20 protein-coding genes and 3 pseudogenes are annotated in these 19,765 nt (G+C 72.4%); 12 read left to right on the top strand and 11 right to left on the bottom strand.

Annotated features, from left to right (window positions below):
- A partial coding sequence (locus CCN29_RS14215; RefSeq protein ID WP_442538370.1) for an IucA/IucC family protein occupies nucleotides 1-754 on the bottom strand: 754 nt, incomplete at its 3' end.
- Between the two features lie 127 nt (nucleotides 755-881).
- Here CCN29_RS14215 and CCN29_RS14210 point away from each other — a divergent pair.
- Genes CCN29_RS14210 through CCN29_RS14200 form a run of 3 tightly spaced genes read left to right on the top strand, consistent with a single transcriptional unit; the run spans nucleotide 882 to nucleotide 4,546 of the window.
- Nucleotides 882-2,423 carry an IucA/IucC family protein gene (locus CCN29_RS14210; protein ID WP_086682230.1) on the top strand — a complete coding sequence of 514 codons (1,542 nt, stop codon included), beginning with the start codon at nucleotides 882-884 and terminating at the stop codon, nucleotides 2,421-2,423.
- 45 nt (nucleotides 2,424-2,468) lie between these two features.
- A complete protein-coding gene (locus tag CCN29_RS14205; RefSeq protein ID WP_031065229.1) occupies nucleotides 2,469-3,743 on the top strand; it encodes a VWA domain-containing protein in 1,275 nt (424 codons plus the stop codon).
- A complete protein-coding gene (locus CCN29_RS14200) occupies nucleotides 3,743-4,546 on the top strand; it encodes a hypothetical protein (protein WP_006136897.1) in 804 nt (267 codons plus the stop codon). The genes CCN29_RS14205 and CCN29_RS14200 overlap by 1 nt, the downstream gene beginning before the upstream one ends.
- Nucleotides 4,547-4,758: 212 nt before the next feature.
- Here the strand turns inward: CCN29_RS14200 and CCN29_RS14195 are convergent, their stop codons facing one another.
- Entirely contained in the window at nucleotides 4,759-5,301 is a 543-nt protein-coding gene (locus CCN29_RS14195) for a DUF3291 domain-containing protein (RefSeq protein ID WP_086682227.1), read from the bottom strand.
- Nucleotides 5,302-5,480: 179 nt separating this feature from the next.
- On the opposite strand from CCN29_RS14195, the gene CCN29_RS14190 reads away from it, so the two are divergent.
- Nucleotides 5,481-5,822, top strand: a complete 342-nt coding sequence (locus CCN29_RS14190; protein WP_086682225.1) for a hypothetical protein — start codon at nucleotides 5,481-5,483, stop codon at nucleotides 5,820-5,822.
- Between the two features lie 19 nt (nucleotides 5,823-5,841).
- Here CCN29_RS14190 and CCN29_RS14185 read toward each other — a convergent pair whose 3' ends face one another.
- A complete protein-coding gene (locus CCN29_RS14185; RefSeq protein WP_086682222.1) occupies nucleotides 5,842-6,468 on the bottom strand; it encodes a winged helix-turn-helix transcriptional regulator in 627 nt (208 codons plus the stop codon).
- A gap of 81 nt (nucleotides 6,469-6,549) precedes the next feature.
- Here CCN29_RS14185 and CCN29_RS14180 point away from each other — a divergent pair, with 81 nt between their 5' ends.
- Complete coding sequence (locus CCN29_RS14180) at nucleotides 6,550-7,758, top strand: pyridoxal phosphate-dependent aminotransferase (protein ID WP_006136894.1); 1,209 nt, start codon at nucleotides 6,550-6,552, stop codon at nucleotides 7,756-7,758.
- A 75-nt stretch (nucleotides 7,759-7,833) separates the two neighbouring features.
- Nucleotides 7,834-8,160, top strand: coding sequence for a hypothetical protein (locus tag CCN29_RS14175; protein ID WP_031023126.1), 327 nt, complete (start codon nucleotides 7,834-7,836; stop codon nucleotides 8,158-8,160).
- 32 nt (nucleotides 8,161-8,192) lie between these two features.
- Here the strand turns inward: CCN29_RS14175 and CCN29_RS14170 are convergent, their stop codons facing one another.
- Complete coding sequence (locus CCN29_RS14170; protein WP_086682220.1) at nucleotides 8,193-8,993, bottom strand: GNAT family N-acetyltransferase; 801 nt, start codon at nucleotides 8,991-8,993, stop codon at nucleotides 8,193-8,195.
- Nucleotides 8,994-9,245: 252 nt separating this feature from the next.
- Here CCN29_RS14170 and CCN29_RS14165 point away from each other — a divergent pair, with 252 nt between their 5' ends.
- Both CCN29_RS14165 and CCN29_RS14160 read left to right on the top strand, forming a co-directional pair.
- Nucleotides 9,246-9,515 carry a hypothetical protein gene (locus CCN29_RS14165; RefSeq protein ID WP_442538369.1) on the top strand — a complete coding sequence of 90 codons (270 nt, stop codon included), beginning with the start codon at nucleotides 9,246-9,248 and terminating at the stop codon, nucleotides 9,513-9,515.
- A gap of 63 nt (nucleotides 9,516-9,578) precedes the next feature.
- Nucleotides 9,579-11,750, top strand: a pseudogene (locus CCN29_RS14160) (TerD family protein).
- Nucleotides 11,751-11,889: 139 nt separating this feature from the next.
- Here the strand turns inward: CCN29_RS14160 and CCN29_RS14155 are convergent.
- The gene (locus CCN29_RS14155) at nucleotides 11,890-12,765 is read right to left on the bottom strand and encodes a helix-turn-helix transcriptional regulator (RefSeq protein ID WP_086682217.1); all 876 of its coding nucleotides are present in this window, start codon (nucleotides 12,763-12,765) and stop codon (nucleotides 11,890-11,892) included.
- Between the two features lie 156 nt (nucleotides 12,766-12,921).
- On the opposite strand from CCN29_RS14155, the gene CCN29_RS14150 reads away from it, so the two are divergent.
- On the top strand, nucleotides 12,922-13,854 hold the full coding sequence (locus CCN29_RS14150; protein ID WP_006136884.1) for an MBL fold metallo-hydrolase: 933 nt from the start codon (nucleotides 12,922-12,924) through the stop codon (nucleotides 13,852-13,854).
- Between the two features lie 344 nt (nucleotides 13,855-14,198).
- Here the strand turns inward: CCN29_RS14150 and CCN29_RS14140 are convergent, their stop codons facing one another.
- Nucleotides 14,199-14,660, bottom strand: coding sequence for a pyridoxamine 5'-phosphate oxidase family protein (locus CCN29_RS14140; protein WP_086682212.1), 462 nt, complete (start codon nucleotides 14,658-14,660; stop codon nucleotides 14,199-14,201).
- On the opposite strand from CCN29_RS14140, the pseudogene CCN29_RS14135 reads away from it, so the two are divergent.
- Nucleotides 14,644-15,394, top strand: a pseudogene (locus tag CCN29_RS14135) (cysteine hydrolase family protein). The gene CCN29_RS14140 and the pseudogene CCN29_RS14135 sit on opposite strands and share 17 nt — an antisense overlap.
- Nucleotides 15,395-15,428: 34 nt before the next feature.
- Here CCN29_RS14135 and CCN29_RS14130 read toward each other — a convergent pair.
- From CCN29_RS14130 to CCN29_RS14110, 5 genes and pseudogenes are all read right to left on the bottom strand, one after another.
- Nucleotides 15,429-16,709, bottom strand: coding sequence for an MFS transporter (locus CCN29_RS14130; protein WP_086682209.1), 1,281 nt, complete (start codon nucleotides 16,707-16,709; stop codon nucleotides 15,429-15,431).
- Between the two features lie 39 nt (nucleotides 16,710-16,748).
- Nucleotides 16,749-17,027: pseudogene (locus CCN29_RS14125) on the bottom strand (aminoglycoside phosphotransferase family protein); the annotation flags it as partial.
- Between the two features lie 118 nt (nucleotides 17,028-17,145).
- Nucleotides 17,146-18,132 carry an RNA polymerase sigma factor SigJ gene (gene sigJ, locus CCN29_RS14120; RefSeq protein ID WP_086682206.1) on the bottom strand — a complete coding sequence of 329 codons (987 nt, stop codon included), beginning with the start codon at nucleotides 18,130-18,132 and terminating at the stop codon, nucleotides 17,146-17,148.
- 49 nt (nucleotides 18,133-18,181) lie between these two features.
- Complete coding sequence (locus CCN29_RS14115) at nucleotides 18,182-18,916, bottom strand: SDR family oxidoreductase (protein WP_086682203.1); 735 nt, start codon at nucleotides 18,914-18,916, stop codon at nucleotides 18,182-18,184.
- 104 nt (nucleotides 18,917-19,020) lie between these two features.
- Nucleotides 19,021-19,452 carry an ATP-binding protein gene (locus tag CCN29_RS14110; RefSeq protein ID WP_373297204.1) on the bottom strand — a complete coding sequence of 144 codons (432 nt, stop codon included), beginning with the start codon at nucleotides 19,450-19,452 and terminating at the stop codon, nucleotides 19,021-19,023.
- Between CCN29_RS14110 and CCN29_RS14105 the strand changes: the two genes are divergently transcribed.
- Together CCN29_RS14105 and CCN29_RS14100 are read left to right on the top strand one after the other, a co-directional pair.
- Nucleotides 19,337-19,588 carry a Scr1 family TA system antitoxin-like transcriptional regulator gene (locus CCN29_RS14105; RefSeq protein WP_307784497.1) on the top strand — a complete coding sequence of 84 codons (252 nt, stop codon included), beginning with the start codon at nucleotides 19,337-19,339 and terminating at the stop codon, nucleotides 19,586-19,588. The genes CCN29_RS14110 and CCN29_RS14105 overlap by 116 nt on opposite strands.
- A partial coding sequence (locus tag CCN29_RS14100; RefSeq protein WP_107481699.1) for a DUF397 domain-containing protein occupies nucleotides 19,585-19,765 on the top strand: 181 nt, incomplete at its 3' end. The genes CCN29_RS14105 and CCN29_RS14100, both read left to right, overlap by 4 nt.

Below are 19,765 nucleotides of genomic sequence, written 5' to 3'. Positions count from 1 at the left end.
GCGCGTACACGGTGCGGACGGCCGCCGTGGGCCACACCGCCCCGCGCGTCTCACCGAGCCGGACGAGACGCCCGTCGGCGAACGCGGGGGCGAGGTCGTCGGCGGCGAGGTCGAGCTGCCAGGGGTGGGCGGGCAGCAGCCGGTAGCCGGGCGGGGCGGCGTCGAGACGGTCCAGCGCGGCGGTGTCGCCCTCGTCCAGCAGGCAGTCCTCGCGCACGCCGAGCAGGGTCAGCGGGAAGCGGGCGTACGCCTCGGGCGCGTACGGCAGCCAGGAGGCCGCGGGGCCGCCGCCGCGGGCCTTGGGGGCGGGGTGGTGGGTGTGGCCGGTGAGCAGGGACTGCTCGGAGCGCCGGTAGAGATCGTCGGGCGGGGCAGCCTGGTCGCGGGCGGCGAGCAGCGCGGCGACGGCGTCGCGGCTGTCGAGCATCTCGGCGGGCAGTTCGTGGTTGGAGCGGCCGGTGTGCCGGCGGAGCTCCTCGGCGACGAGTTTGACCAGTTCGGTGTGGGTGAGGAGGCGCCAGGACCCGGCGGTGTGCACCTCGGGGGCGGTGGGGCGGCGGGCGCCGCGCACGCGCAGCAGCCGCCGCGTGTGGGGCAGCCGGTAGGTCCGCGGGCCGTCCGGGCGGGCGGCCCCGGGCAGGGGTTCGGCCACTTCGCGCAGCAGGCAGTTCAGCAGCGGCACGGCGGCGTGGGCGTCGGCACGCCCGGCCAGGCCGGCGCGGCGCGCCGCGTCGTCGTCCGCGGGCGGGGGCATGAGGTCCACGCGTTTCGGTTCCCTACGGTCTGTCCGGTCTCCGCGGTCCGTCCGGCGGAGACGATCAGTATGTCTGTCATGGTCCCCCTGTACGTCCCAGCTTTCCGCCGATCCGAGGAGTGTGCCCGTGCCGCGTCCCACCACCGCCGAGGCCGAGATCGCCGAGGAGCTGGCCGCCGTACGGCCCGCTCTGCTGCCGGCGTACACGGGGGCGCTGCCCGGCGCGCGGGCGGCGGTGCTGACCCGGCTGTGGCGGGGGCTGACGCACGACCCGCTGCCCTGGGTCGCGGGGCGTGCGGGCGGACGGTCGGGGGTGGTGCTGCGGCTGGCGGACGGGCGGCGCCTGGAGGGCCCGCCCGCGGACCCGTACGCGACGGACGCCCGCGTGCGCGCCGTACGGCTGGACGGGGCGGAGTACGACGACCCGGCGCGGCTGATGGCGGGCCTGTCGGTGCCGCACTCGGGTGCGTTCGCCGCCGAACTCGCGCACAGCACGGCCTCGTTGGCGCTGTCGCGGGCGGGGCAGCGGAACTTCGGGGGTCCCGGGGACGCGGCGCCGGCGCGGGACTGGGAGTGGGAGCAGCGGGTGGTCGACGGGCATCCCTTCCATCCGAACTGCCGTTCCCGGCCGGGCTTCTCGGTGGCCGAGCAGCTCGCGTACGGCCCCGAGCACCGGCCGGTGGTGGAGCTGAGGCTGCTGCCGGTGCCGGCCCGGGAGTGCCTGGTGTCGGGGGTGTGGCCGGAGTGGCTGCGGGAGGGGGACCGGGTGCTGGTGCCGGTGCATCCCTGGCAGGCGGCGCATGTGCTGAAGCGGGCGGGCGAAGGGGCGCTCGCGGTGCGTCCGCCGACGGCACGCACGCTGACGGCGCATCCGCTCATGGCGTTGCGCACGCTCGCGCTGCCGGAGGGGCCGCACGTCAAGACGGCGCTGTCCGCCCGGCTGACGTCCTCGGTACGGGACATCTCGCTCGGGTCGGCCGCCGCGTCGGCGGTCCTGTCGGACTTCGGGCAGGCGGTGGCGGAGCGCACGGACGGGCTGCTGCGCGTCACCCGCACACTGGGCGCGGTGGCGGCCGGTTCGCCCGATCTGACGGCGCTGCTGCGGGAGTCGCCGGAGGCGTACACGGGTCCCGGGGAGCGGGTGGTGCCGGTGGCGGCGCTGGCCCTCACCGACCTGCCCCGCTCCCCCGCCCGGCTGGCCCGTCTGGCCCGGCTGGCGCTCACCGCCGGACTGCGGCTGCTGGACCTGGGGGTGGCGCTGGAGGCGCACGGACAGAACCTGCTGGTGGTGCTGTCGCCGGACGGGGAGCCGGTACGGCTGGTCTACCGGGACCTCGCCGATCTGCGCGTCTCACCGGCGCGCCTGGCCCGGCACGGCATCCCGGTGCCGGACGTCCCGGCCCGCATGGTCACGGACGACGCGGTGGCGCTGCGCCGCAAGCTGTTCGGGTCGCTGGTGGCGGGCGCGCTGGCCGGGACGGCGGGGTCCGGTGCGGCGCTGCGGGCGGCCCTGGAGGACGCCGTACGGGACCTGCCGCGCACGGCGGATCTGGCGGCGCTGCTCGACGAACCGCTGCCGGCGAAGGCGCTGACGCTGATGCGGCTGTCGCCGGGGGCGGGCGACCGGTGGGCGGACCTGCCCAATCCCCGGCGTTGCGGGACCAGGTGACGGTGCGTTTTGGAGTGCGGCGCTCCTGATCAATAGGATCCGCCGATGATCAGAAGAACACGGCCGGTGGCAGGCGCGATCGCCCTGCTCGCCGCCCTGACGGCCGGGATCGCCTTCCCGGCCGGGGCGGCCGCCGGTGAACCCACGGGCCAGGACGCGCCCAAGGTCGACCTCGTCCTCGACGTGAGCGGCTCGATGCGCGCCAAGGACATCGACGGCCGGTCCCGGATGGCGGCGGCCAAGCAGGCGTTCAACGAGGTGCTGGACGCGACGCCGGAGGAGGTGCAGCTCGGCATCCGCACCCTCGGCGCGAACTACCCCGGCGACGACCGCAAGGAGGGCTGCAAGGACACCGCGCAGCTCTACCCGGTGGGTCCGCTGGACCGCACCGAGGCGAAGACGGCGGTGGCGACCCTCGTCCCGACCGGCTGGACGCCGATCGGCCCGGCGCTGCTGAAGGCGGCCGACGACCTCGACGGCGGCGACGGCTCGAAGCGGATCGTGCTGATCAGCGACGGCGAGGACACCTGCGCCCCGCTGGACCCGTGCGAGGTGGCCCGCGAGATCGCCGCCCGGGGCATCGGCCTGACGATCGACACGCTGGGCCTGGTGCCGAACGCCAAGCTGAGCCGGCAGCTCAGCTGCATCGCCGAGGCGACCGGCGGCACCTACACCTCCGTCGAGCACCAGGACGAACTCACCGACCGCGTCAACGAGCTGGTGGACCGGGCGGCCGAGCCGGTGGTGACCCCGGTGGCCACCGAGGGCGCCGGCTCGTGCGACAAGGCGCCCGTGCTGACGTCCGGTCTCTACACCGACCGCGAGGAGTTCGGCCAGCAGCGCTGGTACCGCGTGGAGGTGCTCGCCGGGCAGGAGCTGCGCGCCTCGGTGAGCGTGGCGGCGGACCGCGCGGTGCGTCCCGATCACGGGCTGCTGGTGCGTGCCGTCACGGTGCACGACCGGGAGATCGTGCGCGGCGAGGCCACGGGCAACGGCCGTACGGACGTGGTGTCCACCGGCCTGCGCTACCCCAAGCCGGAGCTGGAGGACGACGACAGCGGCAAGCCGGCCGCGGAGACCGTGTGCCTGGGGGTGACCACCTCCTTCTCGGCGGACGCCGGCGTCAAGACCACGCCCGGTCTGCCGCTGGAGCTGACGGTCGACGTCGTCGACGGCCCGGACGACGCGTCCGACGTCGCCTCCTTCGGCCTCGGCCGGGGCTGGTGGCTGCTGGGCGCGCTGGTCGTGACCGGCTTCCTCGCCGGTCTCGTCTGGGGCTGGCTGTCCCGCTGGCGGGTCGCTGTCTGGAGGACCAACTGATGCGCGCGATACGCATACTGAGTGCAGCCCTGCTGACGCTGGGGCTGGCCGCCGCGCCCGCCGCGGCCGACTCCTCGCCGTCCCCGGAGGCCTCCGGCGACAGCGGCGGGCCGACCCGCGCGGGGACGTCGTTCCGCACCGCGACGGAGGTCGAGCAGGGCCAGACCGCCACGGCGCGGGCCTCCACGGGTGACTACCTGTACTGGTCGTTCCCCGCGGACGCCGGGCAGCGGCCCACCGTCCGCGCGACGGTGAAGCTGCCGGAGGGTCACGCCGCCGAGACGTGGCAGGTCGACGTGTACGACGGGCTGCGCCGCCGCCAGGCCTGCCAGTACGGCGCGCAGACCCGCACCGCCGGGCCGGGCACGGCGAGCGTGGAACTGGCGTGCGTGCTGCGCACGGTCCGCGCCTGGTCGGAGCCGTGGGCCGACGACCCGCTGCCCGGCACGTACTACGTGCGCCTGACGGCGCTGAAGCTGTCGGCGGACGACCTGGGCCAGCCCGTCGACGCCGAACTGCGCGTCGAGTCCGCGGACATGGGCGGCGCTGCGGCGGTCGACGGCTCGCTGTCCGAGCCGCTGGTACCGGGCATCGCCTCCCGGCCGGAGGCGGAGGGCGACGACGACTCGCCGTCGGCCGTGCTGGCCGGTCTGGAGCCGGAGGACGGCTGGACCTCCGGCTGGTGGTCCGACCGCTGGGTCTGGACGGCGGCGGGCGGCGCCCTGGCCGCCCTGGCGGGCGTCTTCGGCTACCGCCTGACACGGGGACCGGGCCGCCCGCGGCACGTGCCGCCGGGGGCGTAGGTCTCCCCCGCGCTGTCTGGTCGGAAGGCCCGCCTTGTGCGGGCCTTCCGGCTGTCCGGGGACGCCTTCGGATGCGGCAGCCAGTGCGGTGGTGACGGCGCCGCCGGGCGTGGTCCGGGCGCCGCCGGCCGGGGTGGAACCCGGCAGGCCGGGGGCGGCTGCTGCCCGCCGGCCTGCCGGGAGTCGGACGCGGCGGTGCGTGACCAGCCGGGTCAGTGCGCCGGTCGCCGCGAGGGCCTTCCCGGAGTACCGGCCGGGGTGAACGGGTGGTGGAAGGTGAAGCCCTGGGATGCGGGACCGTGGTCCTGGAGACGTTCCAGCTTGGCCACGCCCTCCTGCCAGGTGGGGGTCCCGTCGTCCGGGACCCACCAGAGCACGTGGGTCGGGTGCGGTGACCTCTCGAACCAGTCGTGGCGTCTGGTCAGCGCCTCGCGGTGGAGGCCGCTGTAGACGGCGTCGCGGGCGGAGCGCGGGTCGGTCCAGAGGGAGAGGGTCGCCGCGAGGGCGGTGGTCTCCGGGGTGCGGGCCTTGGCGTACCACGCCGGCACGGCGAACTCGCCCCACGCGCCCCAGTCCACCCCGAACAGCACGCCCTGCTCACCGCCCGCCGGTTCGGCGCGGGCGAGATACCCGGGGTGCGCGGCGATCCTCCGGTGGACGGCCTCACCCAGGTCGTAGAACTCGCGGGTGCTGGGGGCGGGGTCGGAGAGGGGGAACGTGAGGACGCCGAAGGTGTAGAGCGCGAGGCGGGGCATGCGTCTCCCTGGGTCGGGACGGCGAGGGGTGCGCCCCGGGCGCGAAGTCGTCCAGGGCCAGGCGAAGTTAGCCCTCGCCCCGGGCCGCTGTCGAAGTTGCGTTCCGCCTCTTCCCGTGGCCTCCCGGAGATCACTGGCGGCATGTGCCGAACGGCCGCCGCCGGGAGGATGATGGGCGGATGACCGACGGGCGCGATCCGCGCATCCATGTCGCCGCGGCTGCGGGACGGGACGCCGCCGCCTTCCGGGGACTGCCGGCGTCCACGTTCGGGCTCGCGGGCGACCTGCCGGCCGAGGTGACGACCGGGTGCGGGGTGCGTGTGCCCTACGCGATGACCTCGCCGCGCCCGGACAGGGTCACGTGTCTGGCATGCCGGGAGCATGCGCGGAGCGAGCATCTGCGCCTCGCGGAGTGGGTGGAGCGCCTGGCCGGTATGCCCGGAGCCCCTGTCGGCCCGGTCCAGGCCGCAGAGGCCGCCGCCCGGCATCGCGAGCTCGCGGCGCGGTTCGCCGGAACCTGAGCGCGGGACGCGGCGCCCCTCACGCCTCCCTGAGCTGCTTGGCGAGGGGGCTGTCGCCGGTGACCTCGACCCGGCCGTCCCGGATCGCCTCCGTGAGAGGCAGGTCGCCTCGGCTGAGGGCGACGCAGGTGGGGGTGTCGAGGGTGAGCACCGCGTCGGGGTCGGCGGGGGCCGGGCCGTCGCCGTAGACGGGGCCGTCGGTCGCGCCGGCGTGGACGTGGAAACGGCCCTCGTCCAGGCGTACTTCGACCAGCCCCTCGCCCTCCAGCGCCCGCAGCAGCGGCAGGGCGAACCAGTGGGCGCGTACCGCGTCGGTCGGACGGCGTTCGCCCAATTCCGGCTCGCCCCACGCGCCGAGCGCCTGGAGGACGGGCAGCAACTCGCATCCGCGTGCGGTGAGTTCGTAGACGTAGGCCGCACCGGGCGGGGGGAGGCGGCGGCGGGTGGTGAGGCCGTCGCGTTCCATGTCCTTCAGCCGTGAGGCCAGTACGTCCGTGCTGACGCCCGGCAGGTCCGCGTGCAGGTCGGTGTAGCGGCGCGGCCCGGCCAGCAGTTCCCGGACGATCAGCAGGGTCCAGCGGTCGCCGACGACGTCGAGCGCGCGGGCGGCGGAACAGTACTGGTCGTAGCTTCGGCGAGGTGGCATGCCCCGCAGTCTAGACATGTCGTTGGACTTTCCAAGCACCCACTTGGTAAAACCAAGCAACACCAGAAACCGGAGGGGCGCATGGAGTTCCGGCAGTCGAGCAAGCTCAGCGAGGTCTGTTACGAGATCCGCGGCCCGGTGATCGAGCACGCCAACGCGCTGGAGGAGGCGGGGCACAGCGTGCTGCGCCTGAACACCGGCAATCCGGCCCTGTTCGGTTTCGAGGCGCCGGAGGAGATCCTCCAGGACATGATCCGGATGCTCCCGCAGGCGCACGGCTACACCGACTCGCGGGGCATACTGTCCGCCCGCCGCGCGGTCGCCCAGCGCTACCAGACGCTGGGTCTGGAGGTCGACGTCGACGACGTGTTCCTCGGCAACGGCGTCTCCGAGCTGGTGTCCATGGCCGTGCAGGCGCTGCTGGAGGACGGCGACGAAGTCCTCATCCCCGCACCGGACTTCCCGCTGTGGACGGCGGTGACCACCCTGGCCGGCGGCAAGGCGGTGCACTACCTGTGCGACGAGCAGGCCGACTGGTACCCGGACCTCGACGACATGGCCGCGAAGATCACCGACCGCACCAAGGCCGTCGTCCTGATCAACCCCAACAACCCGACGGGCGCGGTGTATCCGAAGGAGGTCGTCGAGGGCGTCCTCGACCTGGCCCGCCGCCACGGCCTGATGGTCCTCGCCGACGAGATCTACGACCAGATCCTGTACGACGACGCCGTGCACCACTCGGCCGCCGCGCTCGCCCCCGACCTGGTCGTGCTGACCTTCTGCGGCCTGTCCAAGACGTACCGGGTGGCGGGCTTCCGCTCCGGCTGGCTGGTGGTGACCGGCCCGAAGCAGCACGCGAAGGACTACCTCGAGGGTCTGACCATGCTGGCGTCGATGCGGCTGTGCGCCAACGCGCCCGCCCAGTACGCCATCCAGGCCGCGCTGGGCGGCCGGCAGTCCATCCGCGACCTCACCGCCCCGGGCGGCAGGCTGCGCGAACAGCGGGACGTGGCCTGGGAGAAGCTGAACGAGATCCCGGGCGTGAGCTGCGTGAAGCCGAAGGGCGCGCTGTACGCGTTCCCGCGCCTCGACCCGAAGGTGCACAAGATCCACGACGACGAGAGGTTCGTCCTGGACCTGCTGCTCCGGGAGAAGATCCAGGTGGTCCAGGGCACCGGCTTCAACTGGCCCTCCCCCGACCACTTCCGCATCCTCACCCTCCCCCACGCGGAGGACCTGGAGGCGGCGATCGGCCGCATCGGGCGGTTCCTGAGCGGGTACCGGCAGTAGGCGACCCGGTCACGGCCGTGCACGGCCGTCCACGGCCGGGGAACCGCCCGTGCGGTGAGCGCGTCGGACCAGGGCATGAGGGAACACACGCGCGGCTGTGCCGGCCTGCTCCTGGCGTTCGTCGGCGCCGTCACCGCCGTGCTGGCCTGGGCGCCGAAGGCGAGGGTCAGCGTCCACGGCGGGTTCGAGGGCCTGCATCGCGACCTGAGCGTCCTCTACGTGGACCTGCCCCTCATCGCCGCAGGAGGCGCGCTCCTGCCCACGGCCGTCTGGCTCCTCGCCCTCCGTGTGCTGCGTCGCCCCTGGCTCGCACTCCTCCCGGCGGTGGCGGTCCTCGCGCTCGGTGTGTGGAGCCTGCTGAGCTGGTGGACGCCGTACCGGCCGCCGGAGATCGTGTACTGATCCTGAGCCGGCGGCCACGGGCGTCCGCCGGCTCAGGGCGCCAGGCCGTAGAACCGCATCGGTGAGTTCGGGCGGAAGCCGATCCGGGGGTAGACCGGTGCGCCGGCGGCGGTCGCGTGCAGGGTGGCCCGGGTCGCTCCTGTGGCGCGGGCGCCCTCGTGCAGGGCCTTGCGGGTCACTGCCTCCCCGTAGCCCCGGCGCTGCCACTGAGGGTCGGTGGCGACGAGGAGGACGAAGAGACGGCCCTGCGCTTCGACCGTGGCGGCGCAGGCCACGGGGGTGCCGTCGCGCACGCCCAGGTAGGCGTGGATTCCGTCCTTCCAGAGCGTGGAGCCGATGAGGCCGTCGCGGCCGTCCTCGAGGGGGAAGCCGTAGGCGCGTGCGTTGATGTCCGCGTAGGCACGCAGCTGCTCCTCCGTGGTCACGCGCTCGAACGTCAGGTCGGGGTGGTGCGGTGCGGGGAGGGGCAGCAGGTCGCCCGCCATGCCGGTGCCGGGGAAGGCGTACGCGAGGCCGGCCTGCTCGGCGGCCGTGTCCAGCGTGGCGCGCGCCTCGTCGTCGAGGAGGTCCTCGAAGACCCACAGGAAGCCCGGGCGGCTCTTCCCGCGCATGATCTGCGCGGCCTCCTTCAGCTGCCGTTCCAGCAGCTCGGCGTCCGTGCCCACGCCGGTCAGGGTGACGCAGTTCCAGAAGGCGAACCGGCTGTCGGCCCACCGGACGGCGATGCCCGGCAGGTCACGGACGTCCGCCTCCGGGTCACGGTCGAGCACCAAGGGGAGCCAGACGGAGGCGAGTTGTTCCATCGACTCGACCGAGTCCGCGAGATCGTGCACAGGCTTGTCCTCTCCGGTCGCCGGGTGTGCTGAGCCCTTCGGGCGGCGGTACGAGTTCTACACGCCGTACCGCCGCCGCGGGGCCCACTCGCCGACTCCGGGGGCCCGTGTCGTCGCCCCGCGAGACCCGCGTGATCCGCGTGTTGGGGGTGACGGGCAGACCTACCTCAGGCCCAGCCGACCCAGCACCACCCGCATCGCACGCCGCACCGCGTCGCGGGATTCGTCCGTGAGGTCCACGGTCTCGAAGGCGTGACGGCCGTTCGGTACGTCGATCACGTCCACGTCCGCTTCGTCGACGCGTACACCAGCACGTACGGCGTCCGGGACAGCGCGGGATTCCGTCGCCGGCTGGCCGGGCAGCTCGCGGCGGACCCGCGGATCGACCGGTACGGGGAGCTGGTGGCCGAGGTCGTCACCGAGCCGGGCCGGCGTCCGGAACCGACACCGGGCGCCGCCCATGACTGGCTGCTCGCCGCGCTGGCGGTGGAGACGGGGACTTCGCTGCCGACGTCCGTGTGACGCCTCCGGGAGCGTACGAAAACTCCGGTGCGCCGGTTCGTACACCTCTGCGACCATCGCCGGATGACGCACGGTCTCGCATCACTGGTCATTCGGCACACCCACCGCGTCCCCTCCCCTGAAGGCTCCGCCGGGGACGGCGCCGCCGCCGCACGGCAGTTCGACGCCGCGCTGATGTCCGTGGGCTTCAAGCTCTCGGCGGAGCTGCTGGCGCGGCTGTCCGGGCTGTCCGAGGCCGCGGTCGTGCACACGGCCCGGCGCACCCTGCGCGCGGTGAGCGAGATGGTGGGCGACCACGTCCGGCACAACGCGTACTTCATCGACTTCCCGGCGAACGTGCCGGACACCGAGGAGTTCTGGATCAGCTGCGTGGCGAAGGCCCTCGACGACGACGCGTCGCGCGAGAGCGTGCTGACGCAGCTGTCGCACGGCGTGCTGAACCTGCTCACCCTCCCCACGTACGGCCGCTACCAGCACACCTACGAGCAGTTGCTCGCGGCGCAGGAGGAGCTGATCGCCTCGGCGGGCGACCGCGTGACCGTCCTGCACCTGGGCCGGAACCTGGACGACGAACTCACCGGCCTCTAGCTGGCGTTGGCAGGCAGCGCGACGCCGCTGGGCGAGGAGCACCTGGACGACCTCAAGACCCTCGCCCAGCGGTGCGCGCTCGGGCCGCAGCCCGAGTCGATCCCGGTCCGGGAGAACCGGGCGGTCGTCAACGAGGCGCGGCTCATGGCCGGCGCGGACCTTCTGCTCGACACCGTCACCGACGTGCTGCGCCTGGCCTGCGCCCTGTCGGGCGGCGACGTGACGCTGCGGGAGCCGACCCGGTTCCGTTCCCTGCCCCGGCCGGTCCGCCGCGCCCTGCTCGCGGGCCTCGACGCCGTGATCGCGGCGAACCCCGCCAAGGTGGCCGACGTGCACGCGCACCGCGAGCCGTTCAAGCGGCTCGGTGAGCGGCTCCATCCGCACGAGTACCCGCGCTGGCCGCACGCGGCCGAGGTGTTCGCCGTGGCGCGCGGGGAGAAGGAGGCGCGGTCCTTCGACAGCCGTCTGGAGAGGATGCTCGACGCGTACGACGTCCCCGGCGCCGTGCGGCTGCTGGAGGCCGCGCCCGGCAGGCTGTTCCGGGCCCTGGACCTCCTCCTGCGTATCGCCTCCGGTCAGGAGGAGAGGGACGCGGTGGTGGCCGCGGCGGTGCGGGTCGCGCCCCAGGTCTCCGGCCGGGTGGTGCTGTCGGTCCGTGAGCACTTCCAGAACCGGGAGCGGGAGACCGGCGAACCGCGGATCTTCGTCAACCGGCGGGGCCGTGGCCGGGTCGTCCTCGACGCCCGGCCGCCGGTCCCCGCGGCCGACCGCGACCGGCTGGTCACCGCCCTCGACGCCGAGATGCGCCGCAGGCTCCCGGTACCGGGCCGGCTGCTGCTCGACCCGGACGTCCTCGACGTGGCGCTCCCGCTGAGCGGCAGGGCGGCCGCGGCAGGGCTCGGGGTGCTGCCGCGAGGCTCGGTCTCGGCGGTCACCGGCGAACGGCTGCGCTTCTTCACGTACTGGAAGCAGTCCGCGGAACGGACCGACTACGACCTCTCGGCGCTGCTCCTCCACCGCGACTTCAGCACCGACGCCTGGCTGTCCTACACCTCGCTCAAGAACGTTGCGGGCGTGCACTCGGGAGATGTCACCGAAGCACCCGACGGCGCCTCGGAGTTCATCGAACTGTCGCTGGGCCGGGTGCGCGGCACCTTCATCGTCCCGCAGGTCAACATCTTCTCCGGGGAGGGCTTCGACGAGGTCGAGGAGTCGTTCTTCGGTTTCATGCTGCGCGACGGCGAGCACAAGGGCCGGCCGTACGAGCCGCGCACGGTGCGGATGAAGTCGGACCTGCGCGGCACGGGCCGGGTGGCCCTGCCGCTGGTGTTCCGGAAGGAGGACGACGGGCGCTGGAGCGCGAAGTGGCTCCACCTTTACCTGAGGGGCATCTCGTCGGCCAACCGGGTCGAGGAGAACCAGGTGTCGGTGTCCAAGGTGGTGCGGGCCGTCGTGGAGCGCGAGTACCTGACGGTGCGGTACCTGACCGGCCTGCTGGCCGACCAGGGCACCGCCGTGGACGTGTGGGACGGCGGGCGGGTGCCGGACGAGCCCGTGACGTACATCGGCCTCGAACGTCCTGAAGGTCTACACCCGGACTCCGTGGTCGTCACCCGCGAAAATCTGCGCGACCTGATCCCGGACTGAGTGCTAGCGTTGCTCGCGGCAAGGCCATGAAGGGACTTCCTTCTCAACTCCTTCTGACACGAGTTCCTTCGCTTTCCTTGCCTTCGACGTCGCTCCGGGCGGCGCCCGCGTCACCGAGCGGGCGCCGCCCGGAGTCGTTTCACGGCCGGCCGGATCCGGCTCCGGCACTGACCTGGTCGAGAGCCGCGAGGGCCGCCGCCGAGGGCGAGCCGGGTTCCGCCGTGAAGGTGACGAGGGACTGGTGTGGCTCCTTCGGGACGTCGAACGTCTGCTGGGTGACGGTCAGTTCGCCGACGGCCGGATGGACGAGGGCGTACACGTCACGGCCGCAGGGGGCCACGGGGTGGGCGTCCCAGAAGGCGGTGAACTCCTGGCTGAGCGCGCGGAGTTCGGTGACCAGGGCGGTGAGGTGGGCGTCGCCCGGGTTGCGGGCGGTCAGGATGCGGAGGTTGCCGACCACCGCGCGGGCCTTGGCGGGCCAGTCGCGGTAGAGGGTGCGGGTGGGGGCGTCCAGGAACACCAGGCGGGTCAGGTTGGGGCGGGTGCCGGGGCCGTCGGGCGCGGTGAAGTCCAGGTGCGCGGCGAGGAGGGCGTGGCAGGAGCGGTTCCAGGCCAGTACGTCGTTGCGGCGGCCGACGACGAGGGCGGGGACGTGGCCCATCGTGGTGAGCAGGGTGCGCAGGTCGGCGGAGACCGTCTCCGCGCCGCCGGGTGTCGCCGCGCGGGTGCGGTGGCCGGGTGTCGAGGACAGGTCGCGCAGGTGGTCCCGTTCGGCGGCGGTCAGGTGCAACGCCGTCGCCAGCGCGTCGAGGACCTCCGGTGAGGCGTTGGCCTGCCGGCCCTGTTCGAGGCGCGTGTAGTAGCCGGCGCTGACGCCCGCGAGCAGCGCGACCTCCTCGCGGCGCAGCCCGGGGACGCGCCGCCTGTCCCCGTACCGGGGCAGACCGACGTCGTCGGGGCTCAGCCGCGCCCGCCGGGCCTTGAGGAACGCGCCGAGCGGTGATGTGCGGTCCATGCGCCCAGTATGCGCGGGGGCGGGTGCCCGCAGCCTGCACCTGTCAGGGGTAGGCAGGGGCGGGCCTGGTCCCTGCGGGCGGCGGCCCGCAGAGTCGGTCGTACGGGCCGCCCGGCCCAGCTGGATTGCGCTTACGAAGGCATACGTAGGAGTCTCATGCCCACCGCCCGCACAACACCACCCGAGGTCACCACGCTCCGCCTGGGGGACGTCGAGATCACCCGGGTCGTCGAGTTCTCCGAGGTCTCCCCCATGACGACCGACGTGTTCTTCCCCGGCAGCACGCCGGAGGAGTGGCAGCGGCACGCCGCCCTGCTGGACCCGGACCACTGGGACGCCCGTACCGATCTCACCCGGGTCGCCACGCAGTCGTGGGTGCTGCGCAGCGAGGGCCGGGTCGTCGTGATCGACACCGGGGCGGGGAACGGCAAGTACCGTCCCCTGCAACCGATCTGGTCGTACCTGGACACCGGCTACCTGGACAACCTCGCCGCCGCCGGCGTCCGCCCGGAGGACGTCGACCTCGTGGTCAACACCCACCTGCACGACGACCACGTCGGCTGGAACACCCGCCTCGAGGGCCGCGACTGGGTGCCCACCTTTCCCAATGCGACGTACCTGATGCCGGCGATCGACCTGGCGTACTGGCACCCCGACAACCTGCACCGGACGGTGTTCGGGCGCGGCAACCAGAACGTGTTCGAGGACAGCGTCCAGCCCGTGCTCGACGCGGGGCTCGTCACGCCGTGGGAGGACTCCTACGTCATCGACGGCAACCTGCGCCTCGAGCCCGCGCCGGGCCACACCCCGGGTTCGTCGGTCGTCCACCTGGAGTCCGGAGGCGACCGCGCGGTGTTCGCCGGCGACCTGCTGCACGGGGCGATCCAGATCCACGAGCCGCATCTGAACAGCTGCTTCGAGGAGGACGAGGAGGGCGCGCGGACCAGCCGCGCACGGATGTTCGCCTACGCGGCGGACCACGGCGCCCTGGTGTTCCCGGCCCATCTCCCGGGCCAGGGGGCGTTCGAGATCCGGCGGGAGGGGAGCGGGTTCGGGCTGGCGGGGTGGGCGGGGTTCTCACGGACGTGAGGTGCTACGCCCGTGGGCGTGGGAGCGGCTCGCTCACCGGACGCTGGTGCGTGCCGGGGCCTCCAGTTCGCCGGGGTTACCGGTCCCTGCGTCGTGCGTCAGCGTGAGCCCGGTGCCGGTACAGGTGCTGTCCGCCCGCCCAACGGCGCCGTGCCGGTTCTCCCACTCGACGAAGCTGCCGGTAGCGCCGTCGAGTCGATCCGGCCGAGCCGCCGCCCGTACATCGCCCGGACGACGTCCGCCCCGGCCCGCACGGCAGCGAGGGCGACGTCGGTGTCGGCGGTGCCCGCAGACGAGTTGGTCACGTCCGGCAGGCTGGCGAGGTCCCGCCGTGAACCCCAGGGTTACCCCCGCCAGGCCCCGTCGCGCATGACGACGCGTCCGCGCAGTTCCGGCTCACCGCGCCATGCGCGTACGGTCCTCGGGACGACGCGTACGTACACGAAGGGGCCGTCCTCCGCGCGGGGATCCCACCCGAACTTGGCGGCGAACGCGCGCGCCCCGGCTTCGGGTGCCTCCCGGTCCGTGAAGCACTGCGCCTCGCCTTCGACGAGCACGACGTCGTAGGAGTCCGGCAATGCCAGACGCACGCGGGGTTCGGCCCGGAGGTTGCGTACGGTCGCGGACGTGGCCCCGGTGCAGAACCACACCGCCTGCCCGTCCCACAGGAACCACAACGGCACCTGGTGCGGGCCGTGTTCGGGGTGGGCCGTGGACACCCACACGTCCCGCTCGGTGCCGAGCCGCTCGAGCGTGTCGCGTACGCGCTGCGCCGTCGGGCGGCAAACGATGTCCGTGGTTCCCATGAGGCCGACCGTAGTCAACGTACGCGCGGCGCACCTGAGGCGGGAGACCTACACCGATCGACCGAGACCGGGGCCCGGGCCCGGCCGTCGGGCGATCTCCGAAACCCCCACCGCCGCTCGCTCGATCCGCCAGACTTGCTTCTGTTGTCCATCGGCAGAAGGGACGGCGGGCATGGCGAACAGCGCACTTCTGGTGATGGACGTCCAACGGGACGTCGTGGCCCTCGCCGACGACGGTTCCGGATACCTGCCGCGTCTGCGCGGGGCCATCGACGGTGCCCGGGCTGCCGGCATCCCCGTGATCCACGTGGTGATGGTTACGGCCGGGCGATCCCGAAGTCAGTCACCGCAGCAAGGTGATGGCCAACATCGTGCGGGCCGGCCTGTTCACCGAGGGGGCCCCTGGCACCGAGATCCATGACGAGGTCGCGCCCCAGCAGGGCGACGTGGTGGTCACCAAAAGGCGGGGCAGCGCGTTCTCGGGCAGCGACCTCGACCTGGTGCTCAGGGCGCGCGACATCGACAGCCTTGTCCTCACCGGCATCGCCACCAGCGCCGTCGTGCTGTCCACCTTGTGGCACGCCGTCGACCTGGACTTCGGCCTCACCGTCCTGGCGGACGCCTGTCGCGACACCGACCCGGAGGTGCACCGGATGCTCACGGAGAAGCTGTTTCCGCAGTGGGCGGATGTGGTCACGGTGGAGGACTGGCTCAAGGCCGTCGCACAGCGATAGCGGTGACCGTCCGCTGACGGCGACGGCGACGCTGCTAGGCCGACGAGCCATCCGTAGCCGGGGACGGCGTCCCTTCGGTTGCGGGCGTTGAAGCAGACCCCCTGAAGATACGCATCTCCCGCCACGGCAGGAGCAGCGCGCTCGCCATGCACAGTGAACCGGCGATGAGCAGGGCGCCTCGTACGCCGGCTGCGGCGGCGATCAGGCCGCCGGCGATCATGCAGACGGCCTGGCATGTCTTGGCGCCGACGGACCAGGACGTGGCGACGCGGGACATGAACGCGTCGGGGGTGGCGGCCATGCGGTAGGTGGTGAACGACGGATTGAAGACGCCGGCGGAGAGAAGCAGGCCGAAGTCGGCGGCCACGATGACGAACACGCCGAGGGCGCCGGAAGGTGCCAGCGGCAGGAGAATCGTCCACAGCGTCCTCGCCACACCCGACACCAGCAGGACGCGGCGCTGTCCGAATCGCCGGGCGAGCAGCGGAGCCAGGCGTGAGCCCAGCACTCCGCCCAGGCACGGCAGTCCGAGGGCGAGGCCGTACTGCCACGGTGCCAGGCCGAGGTCGTCCAGCATGAGGACGGCCATCAGCGGTGACGCCATCATGATGGCTCCGCCGAAGAGGAGCGCGTTGAAGAACAACGGCCGCAGTCCCGGGTGCCGTAGGAGGTACTGCCAACCGGCGGCGACGTCACGGCCCAGGTGAGAGGTGGCGCAGCGTGCCGGTGGCGCGGGTTCAGGCCGCTGAATCCGGCGGATGCCCAGCGCAGAACCGAGGAAGGACAGCGCATCGACCACCAACGTGGTGGCCGCGCCCAGCACTCCGATCAGGAACCCGCCGACGGGCGGTCCGGCGCTGACGGTGATCCAGTTGGTCGTCTCGAACAGACTGTTGGCACGCAGGCGTTGGTCGCGCACGACGAGTGCCTTCAGGTGAGCCCCGCTCGCCGCGTCGAACGCCACGGACGCCGCCGTCTGCAGAACGCCGACCGCACACAGGTGGGCGAAGGTGAGCCCGTCGAAAGCCATGGCAGCCGGAACGCTCGCCAGCACCGCGCAGCGGGCCAGATCGGCGGTGATCATGACGGGCCGCTTGTACTGATGCTCGATACGCACGCCGAGTGGCAGGGCGATCATCCCGCTGGCCACCGCGGACAACGCGGCGAGCAGGGAGACCTGGAACGCCGAGGCATCCAGCACCAGGAGGGCGATCAGCGGCAATGCCCCCATGCCGACGGCACTGCCCGCCGCGCTGATCGCGTACGCACTCCACAACCGCCGGAAGTCCTGCCCGAGCGGGCTCTGCCGTGCCAAGCGAACCTCCGCACTGTGAAGAGCCGCCCAGTGTATTCGTCAGGTGCGCAGCAGGGCCGTCGTGAACTCTCCGCGGTGGTCCGCCGGCCAGGTCTGGATCCGGTCCCAGCGGTCCCAGCCGCCCCGCTCTGCCAGCGCGCGGACGAACGCCGGGTCGCCCTCGGCCACGCGGCGGGCGACGAACGCCCGGCACACGTCCGTGACCTGCTCGACCGCGGCGGGCAGTTGGACGCGGCCCTGCGTCGACAGGCCGTAGCCGTCGGCGAGGACGCGTAGTCGGGGCGGTGCGTCCAGGTTGGGCGAATGGAGGGCAGTTGAGACGGCCCTCGTGTCGGTGGGCCATCTGCAGGAGGCAAGCGCGGCGGTGCGGGTCGACCCGCAGGCGGACCCGCTGAAGCAGCTCGCCGACATCCCGCCCGAGTGGCGCTGACAGCCCCTATCGGGATGACCAATTCGTCAGCTTCATCGGATTCAGCATCAGCCACACGTTCGTAATGCCTTCCTCTCTGACGTCGAAGGTGACGATTCCGTGCCGGCTCCCCTCCGTCAGAAGGATGTAACCGAGACCGTCAGCCGTGTCGCGTCGCTCAAGGCGGAGGGCGGGCTGCTTGCGCATCACGCCCATGAACCACCGCGCCACGCGATCCGACCCACGAATCACCTGAGGTGCGGCATTGACGAAGCCGCCGCCGTCCACGCGTAGTTCGACGTCGGGAGCCAACACGCGGAGGAGACTCTCGATGTTCCCTCCGACAGCCGCACCCCGGAATGCCCGGACGACCTCGTCATGCTGGTGGGAAGAAACCTGTGCGCGTCTTCCTCGTCGTACGTGGCGGCGGGCGGACGTCGCCAATTGCCGTGTCGCCGCTGACGAACGGCCCACGACATCAGCGATCTCGTCGAACGGGACGCCGAACACGTCGTGCAGCACGAACGTCACGCGCTCCGCCGGCGTCATGGCCTCCAGGACCGTCAGCAAGGCCATGCTGACGGCGTCGTCGAGGGTGACGCGATCGAGCGGATCGGCGGCGAGATCACTGGAGTTCAGCGGCGCCGCGGCCGTGTCCGCGAAGAGGTCGGCCGGGACCGGCTCGGGCAGCCATTGCCCGACATACGTCTCCCGTCGCGCCCGCGCCGAACCGAGCAGGTCGAGCGAGATGCGGCTCGCCACCCGCATCAGCCATGCCGCGGGCACGGCGATGTCGTCGCGTTCCCCGGGATCGAGGCGGTACCACCTCGCATACGTCTCCTGCACGACGTCCTCGGCATCGGCCAGGGTGCCCGTCATGCGGAAGGCCAGCGACAGCAGACGATGCCGCTCCGCCATGATCGCATCGAGCGCATGTGACGCATCACGCTCACATTTCCCGTCATCCCCGCATTCCCCGCACTCCGCGGATTCGTGAGGATAATCTTCCGGCATGGGGCACCCTTTCCCAATTCAAGCGCAGTGCGCCTTTCCACTATCGCATTCAGGCAGTGGGAATTCCCGCGATGGGGTACCGCACGGTTCCCTTCCGGTACGCGCCGCGCGGAACCATGCCATCCAGGGGCTCCTGAGCCTCCACGGTCACGACCTCACGCCCGTCCCCGCGCTCGGCCAGCGTGGCACGGAAAAGGTCGTCGTGGTAAAAGCGGTCGGGTCCGGCGATCTCGACCGCACGTCCCGGCTCCGGCCTCGTGACGGCCTCGGCGAGCAGCTCGATGACTTCGTCCAGCTCGACGGGCTGGATGAACGACCTCGGGGCGAGAACCTTTCCGTCCACGGTGTGCTGGTCGATGAGGACAGGAATGTAGCTCTGGAACTGAGTGGCCCGAATGATGGTGGCGGGGATCGAAGCGGATCGCACGGCCTTTTCCTGCGCCACCTTGCCGAGGTAGTACCCGACCTCGGACGCGTCCCCTTGTCCGACGCCGACGATGGAGAGCACGACGTGATGACGCACACCCGCCCGCTCGCCCTCCGCCGTCAGGTTGCTGATCGCTCCCTCGAAGAACGAGATGGCCCCCTCCGCATCGAAGCGGGGGGTGTTGAGGACGTTCACGATGGTGTCCACTCCGACGAGAGCCTCGGCCAGCCCCTTGCCCGAGATCACGTCGATCCCGTCCTCGAGCCCTCCCGAGACCACCTCGATGCCCTTGACCTCCAGGTTGTCAGCGAGAGGGGACCCGACACGGCCGCGCCCACCAGCGATGAAGACCTTCATTTCCTCACTCCGTTCCGGGCGCCGGTCGCCGCCCTCACCGACATGACGACGTAGCCCGGAGAAATGTGAGGCGGACGAGGACACCGCGTCCGGAGCGACGCCCGCTATCCGGGCCGCCCCGTCAGCGGGACCTCGCACCACACCGTCTTCGTGTACGGGTCCCCCGCCGTCGCGCCCCAGTGGGTGGACAGGGACTCGACCAGCAGCAGGCCCCTGCCCGACTCCGTGTCGACGTCGGCAGGGGTGAGCGTGCAGGGGAGCGGCACGCTCCGGTCCGGGCGGGCGTCCGTGACCTCGATACGGAGCGTCGCGTCCTCCGCGTACAGGGTCAGGCGCAGGGCGAAGTCACGGCCCCGCGCCCGTCCGTGCCGTACGGCGTTGGCCGCCAGCTCGGCCACCAGCAGGGACGCCGTCGGGCAGATGCGCAACGTCGAGATCCAGGTACTGCCGCTGGACTCCGAGGACAACGGCGGGCTCGACGGGCCCTTCCATCTGCTGCGGCTCAGAGACGGCGCCACCGTGGGCCACAGCGACATCCAGCTCGTGAGCCGGCTGACCTCGGACCGCCGCGAGCTCCAGATCCTCGAGCTGCGCTATGGGATCATCCGGGCACAGGCCCTCAGGCCCCGCACGTCACTGAGCTACATCGAGAAGCTGCTGGAGGAGACATGACCGCGCAGTCCCGTACGGCACTGAACTGGCGCAAGAGCAGCTACAGCAACCCCGACGGCGCCGCCTGCGTCGAGGTCGCCACGGCACCACGCACCATCCACATCCGCGACTCCAAACACATAGGCGGCCCCCACCTCACCTTCTCCCCCACCCCCTGGGCCGCCTATGTGTTTGGAG

The sequence above is a fragment of the Streptomyces pseudogriseolus genome (assembly GCA_002154585.1).
Classification (GTDB): Bacteria; Actinomycetota; Actinomycetes; order Streptomycetales; family Streptomycetaceae; genus Streptomyces; species Streptomyces pseudogriseolus.
This window is presented reverse-complemented; position numbering and strand designations above follow the sequence as displayed.

What these genes read in the sequence shown, in the direction of transcription:
- CCN29_RS14110 (WP_373297204.1), bottom strand. Translation starts at nt 19,452, where the DNA reads ATGTCGCTGTGGCCCACGGTGGCGCCGTCTCTGAGCCGCAGCAGATGG.
- CCN29_RS14180 (WP_006136894.1), top strand. Translation starts at nt 6,550, where the DNA reads ATGGAGTTCCGGCAGTCGAGCAAGCTCAGCGAGGTCTGTTACGAGATC.
- sigJ (WP_086682206.1), bottom strand. Translation starts at nt 18,132, where the DNA reads ATGCCGGAAGATTATCCTCACGAATCCGCGGAGTGCGGGGAATGCGGG.
- CCN29_RS14115 (WP_086682203.1), bottom strand. Translation starts at nt 18,916, where the DNA reads ATGAAGGTCTTCATCGCTGGTGGGCGCGGCCGTGTCGGGTCCCCTCTC.
- CCN29_RS14105 (WP_307784497.1), top strand. Translation starts at nt 19,337, where the DNA reads ATGCGCAACGTCGAGATCCAGGTACTGCCGCTGGACTCCGAGGACAAC.
- CCN29_RS14195 (WP_086682227.1), bottom strand. Translation starts at nt 5,301, where the DNA reads ATGCCCCGCCTCGCGCTCTACACCTTCGGCGTCCTCACGTTCCCCCTC.
- CCN29_RS14185 (WP_086682222.1), bottom strand. Translation starts at nt 6,468, where the DNA reads ATGCCACCTCGCCGAAGCTACGACCAGTACTGTTCCGCCGCCCGCGCG.
- CCN29_RS14200 (WP_006136897.1), top strand. Translation starts at nt 3,743, where the DNA reads ATGCGCGCGATACGCATACTGAGTGCAGCCCTGCTGACGCTGGGGCTG.
- CCN29_RS14175 (WP_031023126.1), top strand. Translation starts at nt 7,834, where the DNA reads ATGAGGGAACACACGCGCGGCTGTGCCGGCCTGCTCCTGGCGTTCGTC.
- CCN29_RS14140 (WP_086682212.1), bottom strand. Translation starts at nt 14,660, where the DNA reads ATGGGAACCACGGACATCGTTTGCCGCCCGACGGCGCAGCGCGTACGC.
- CCN29_RS14150 (WP_006136884.1), top strand. Translation starts at nt 12,922, where the DNA reads ATGCCCACCGCCCGCACAACACCACCCGAGGTCACCACGCTCCGCCTG.
- CCN29_RS14155 (WP_086682217.1), bottom strand. Translation starts at nt 12,765, where the DNA reads ATGGACCGCACATCACCGCTCGGCGCGTTCCTCAAGGCCCGGCGGGCG.
- CCN29_RS14205 (WP_031065229.1), top strand. Translation starts at nt 2,469, where the DNA reads ATGATCAGAAGAACACGGCCGGTGGCAGGCGCGATCGCCCTGCTCGCC.
- CCN29_RS14190 (WP_086682225.1), top strand. Translation starts at nt 5,481, where the DNA reads ATGACCGACGGGCGCGATCCGCGCATCCATGTCGCCGCGGCTGCGGGA.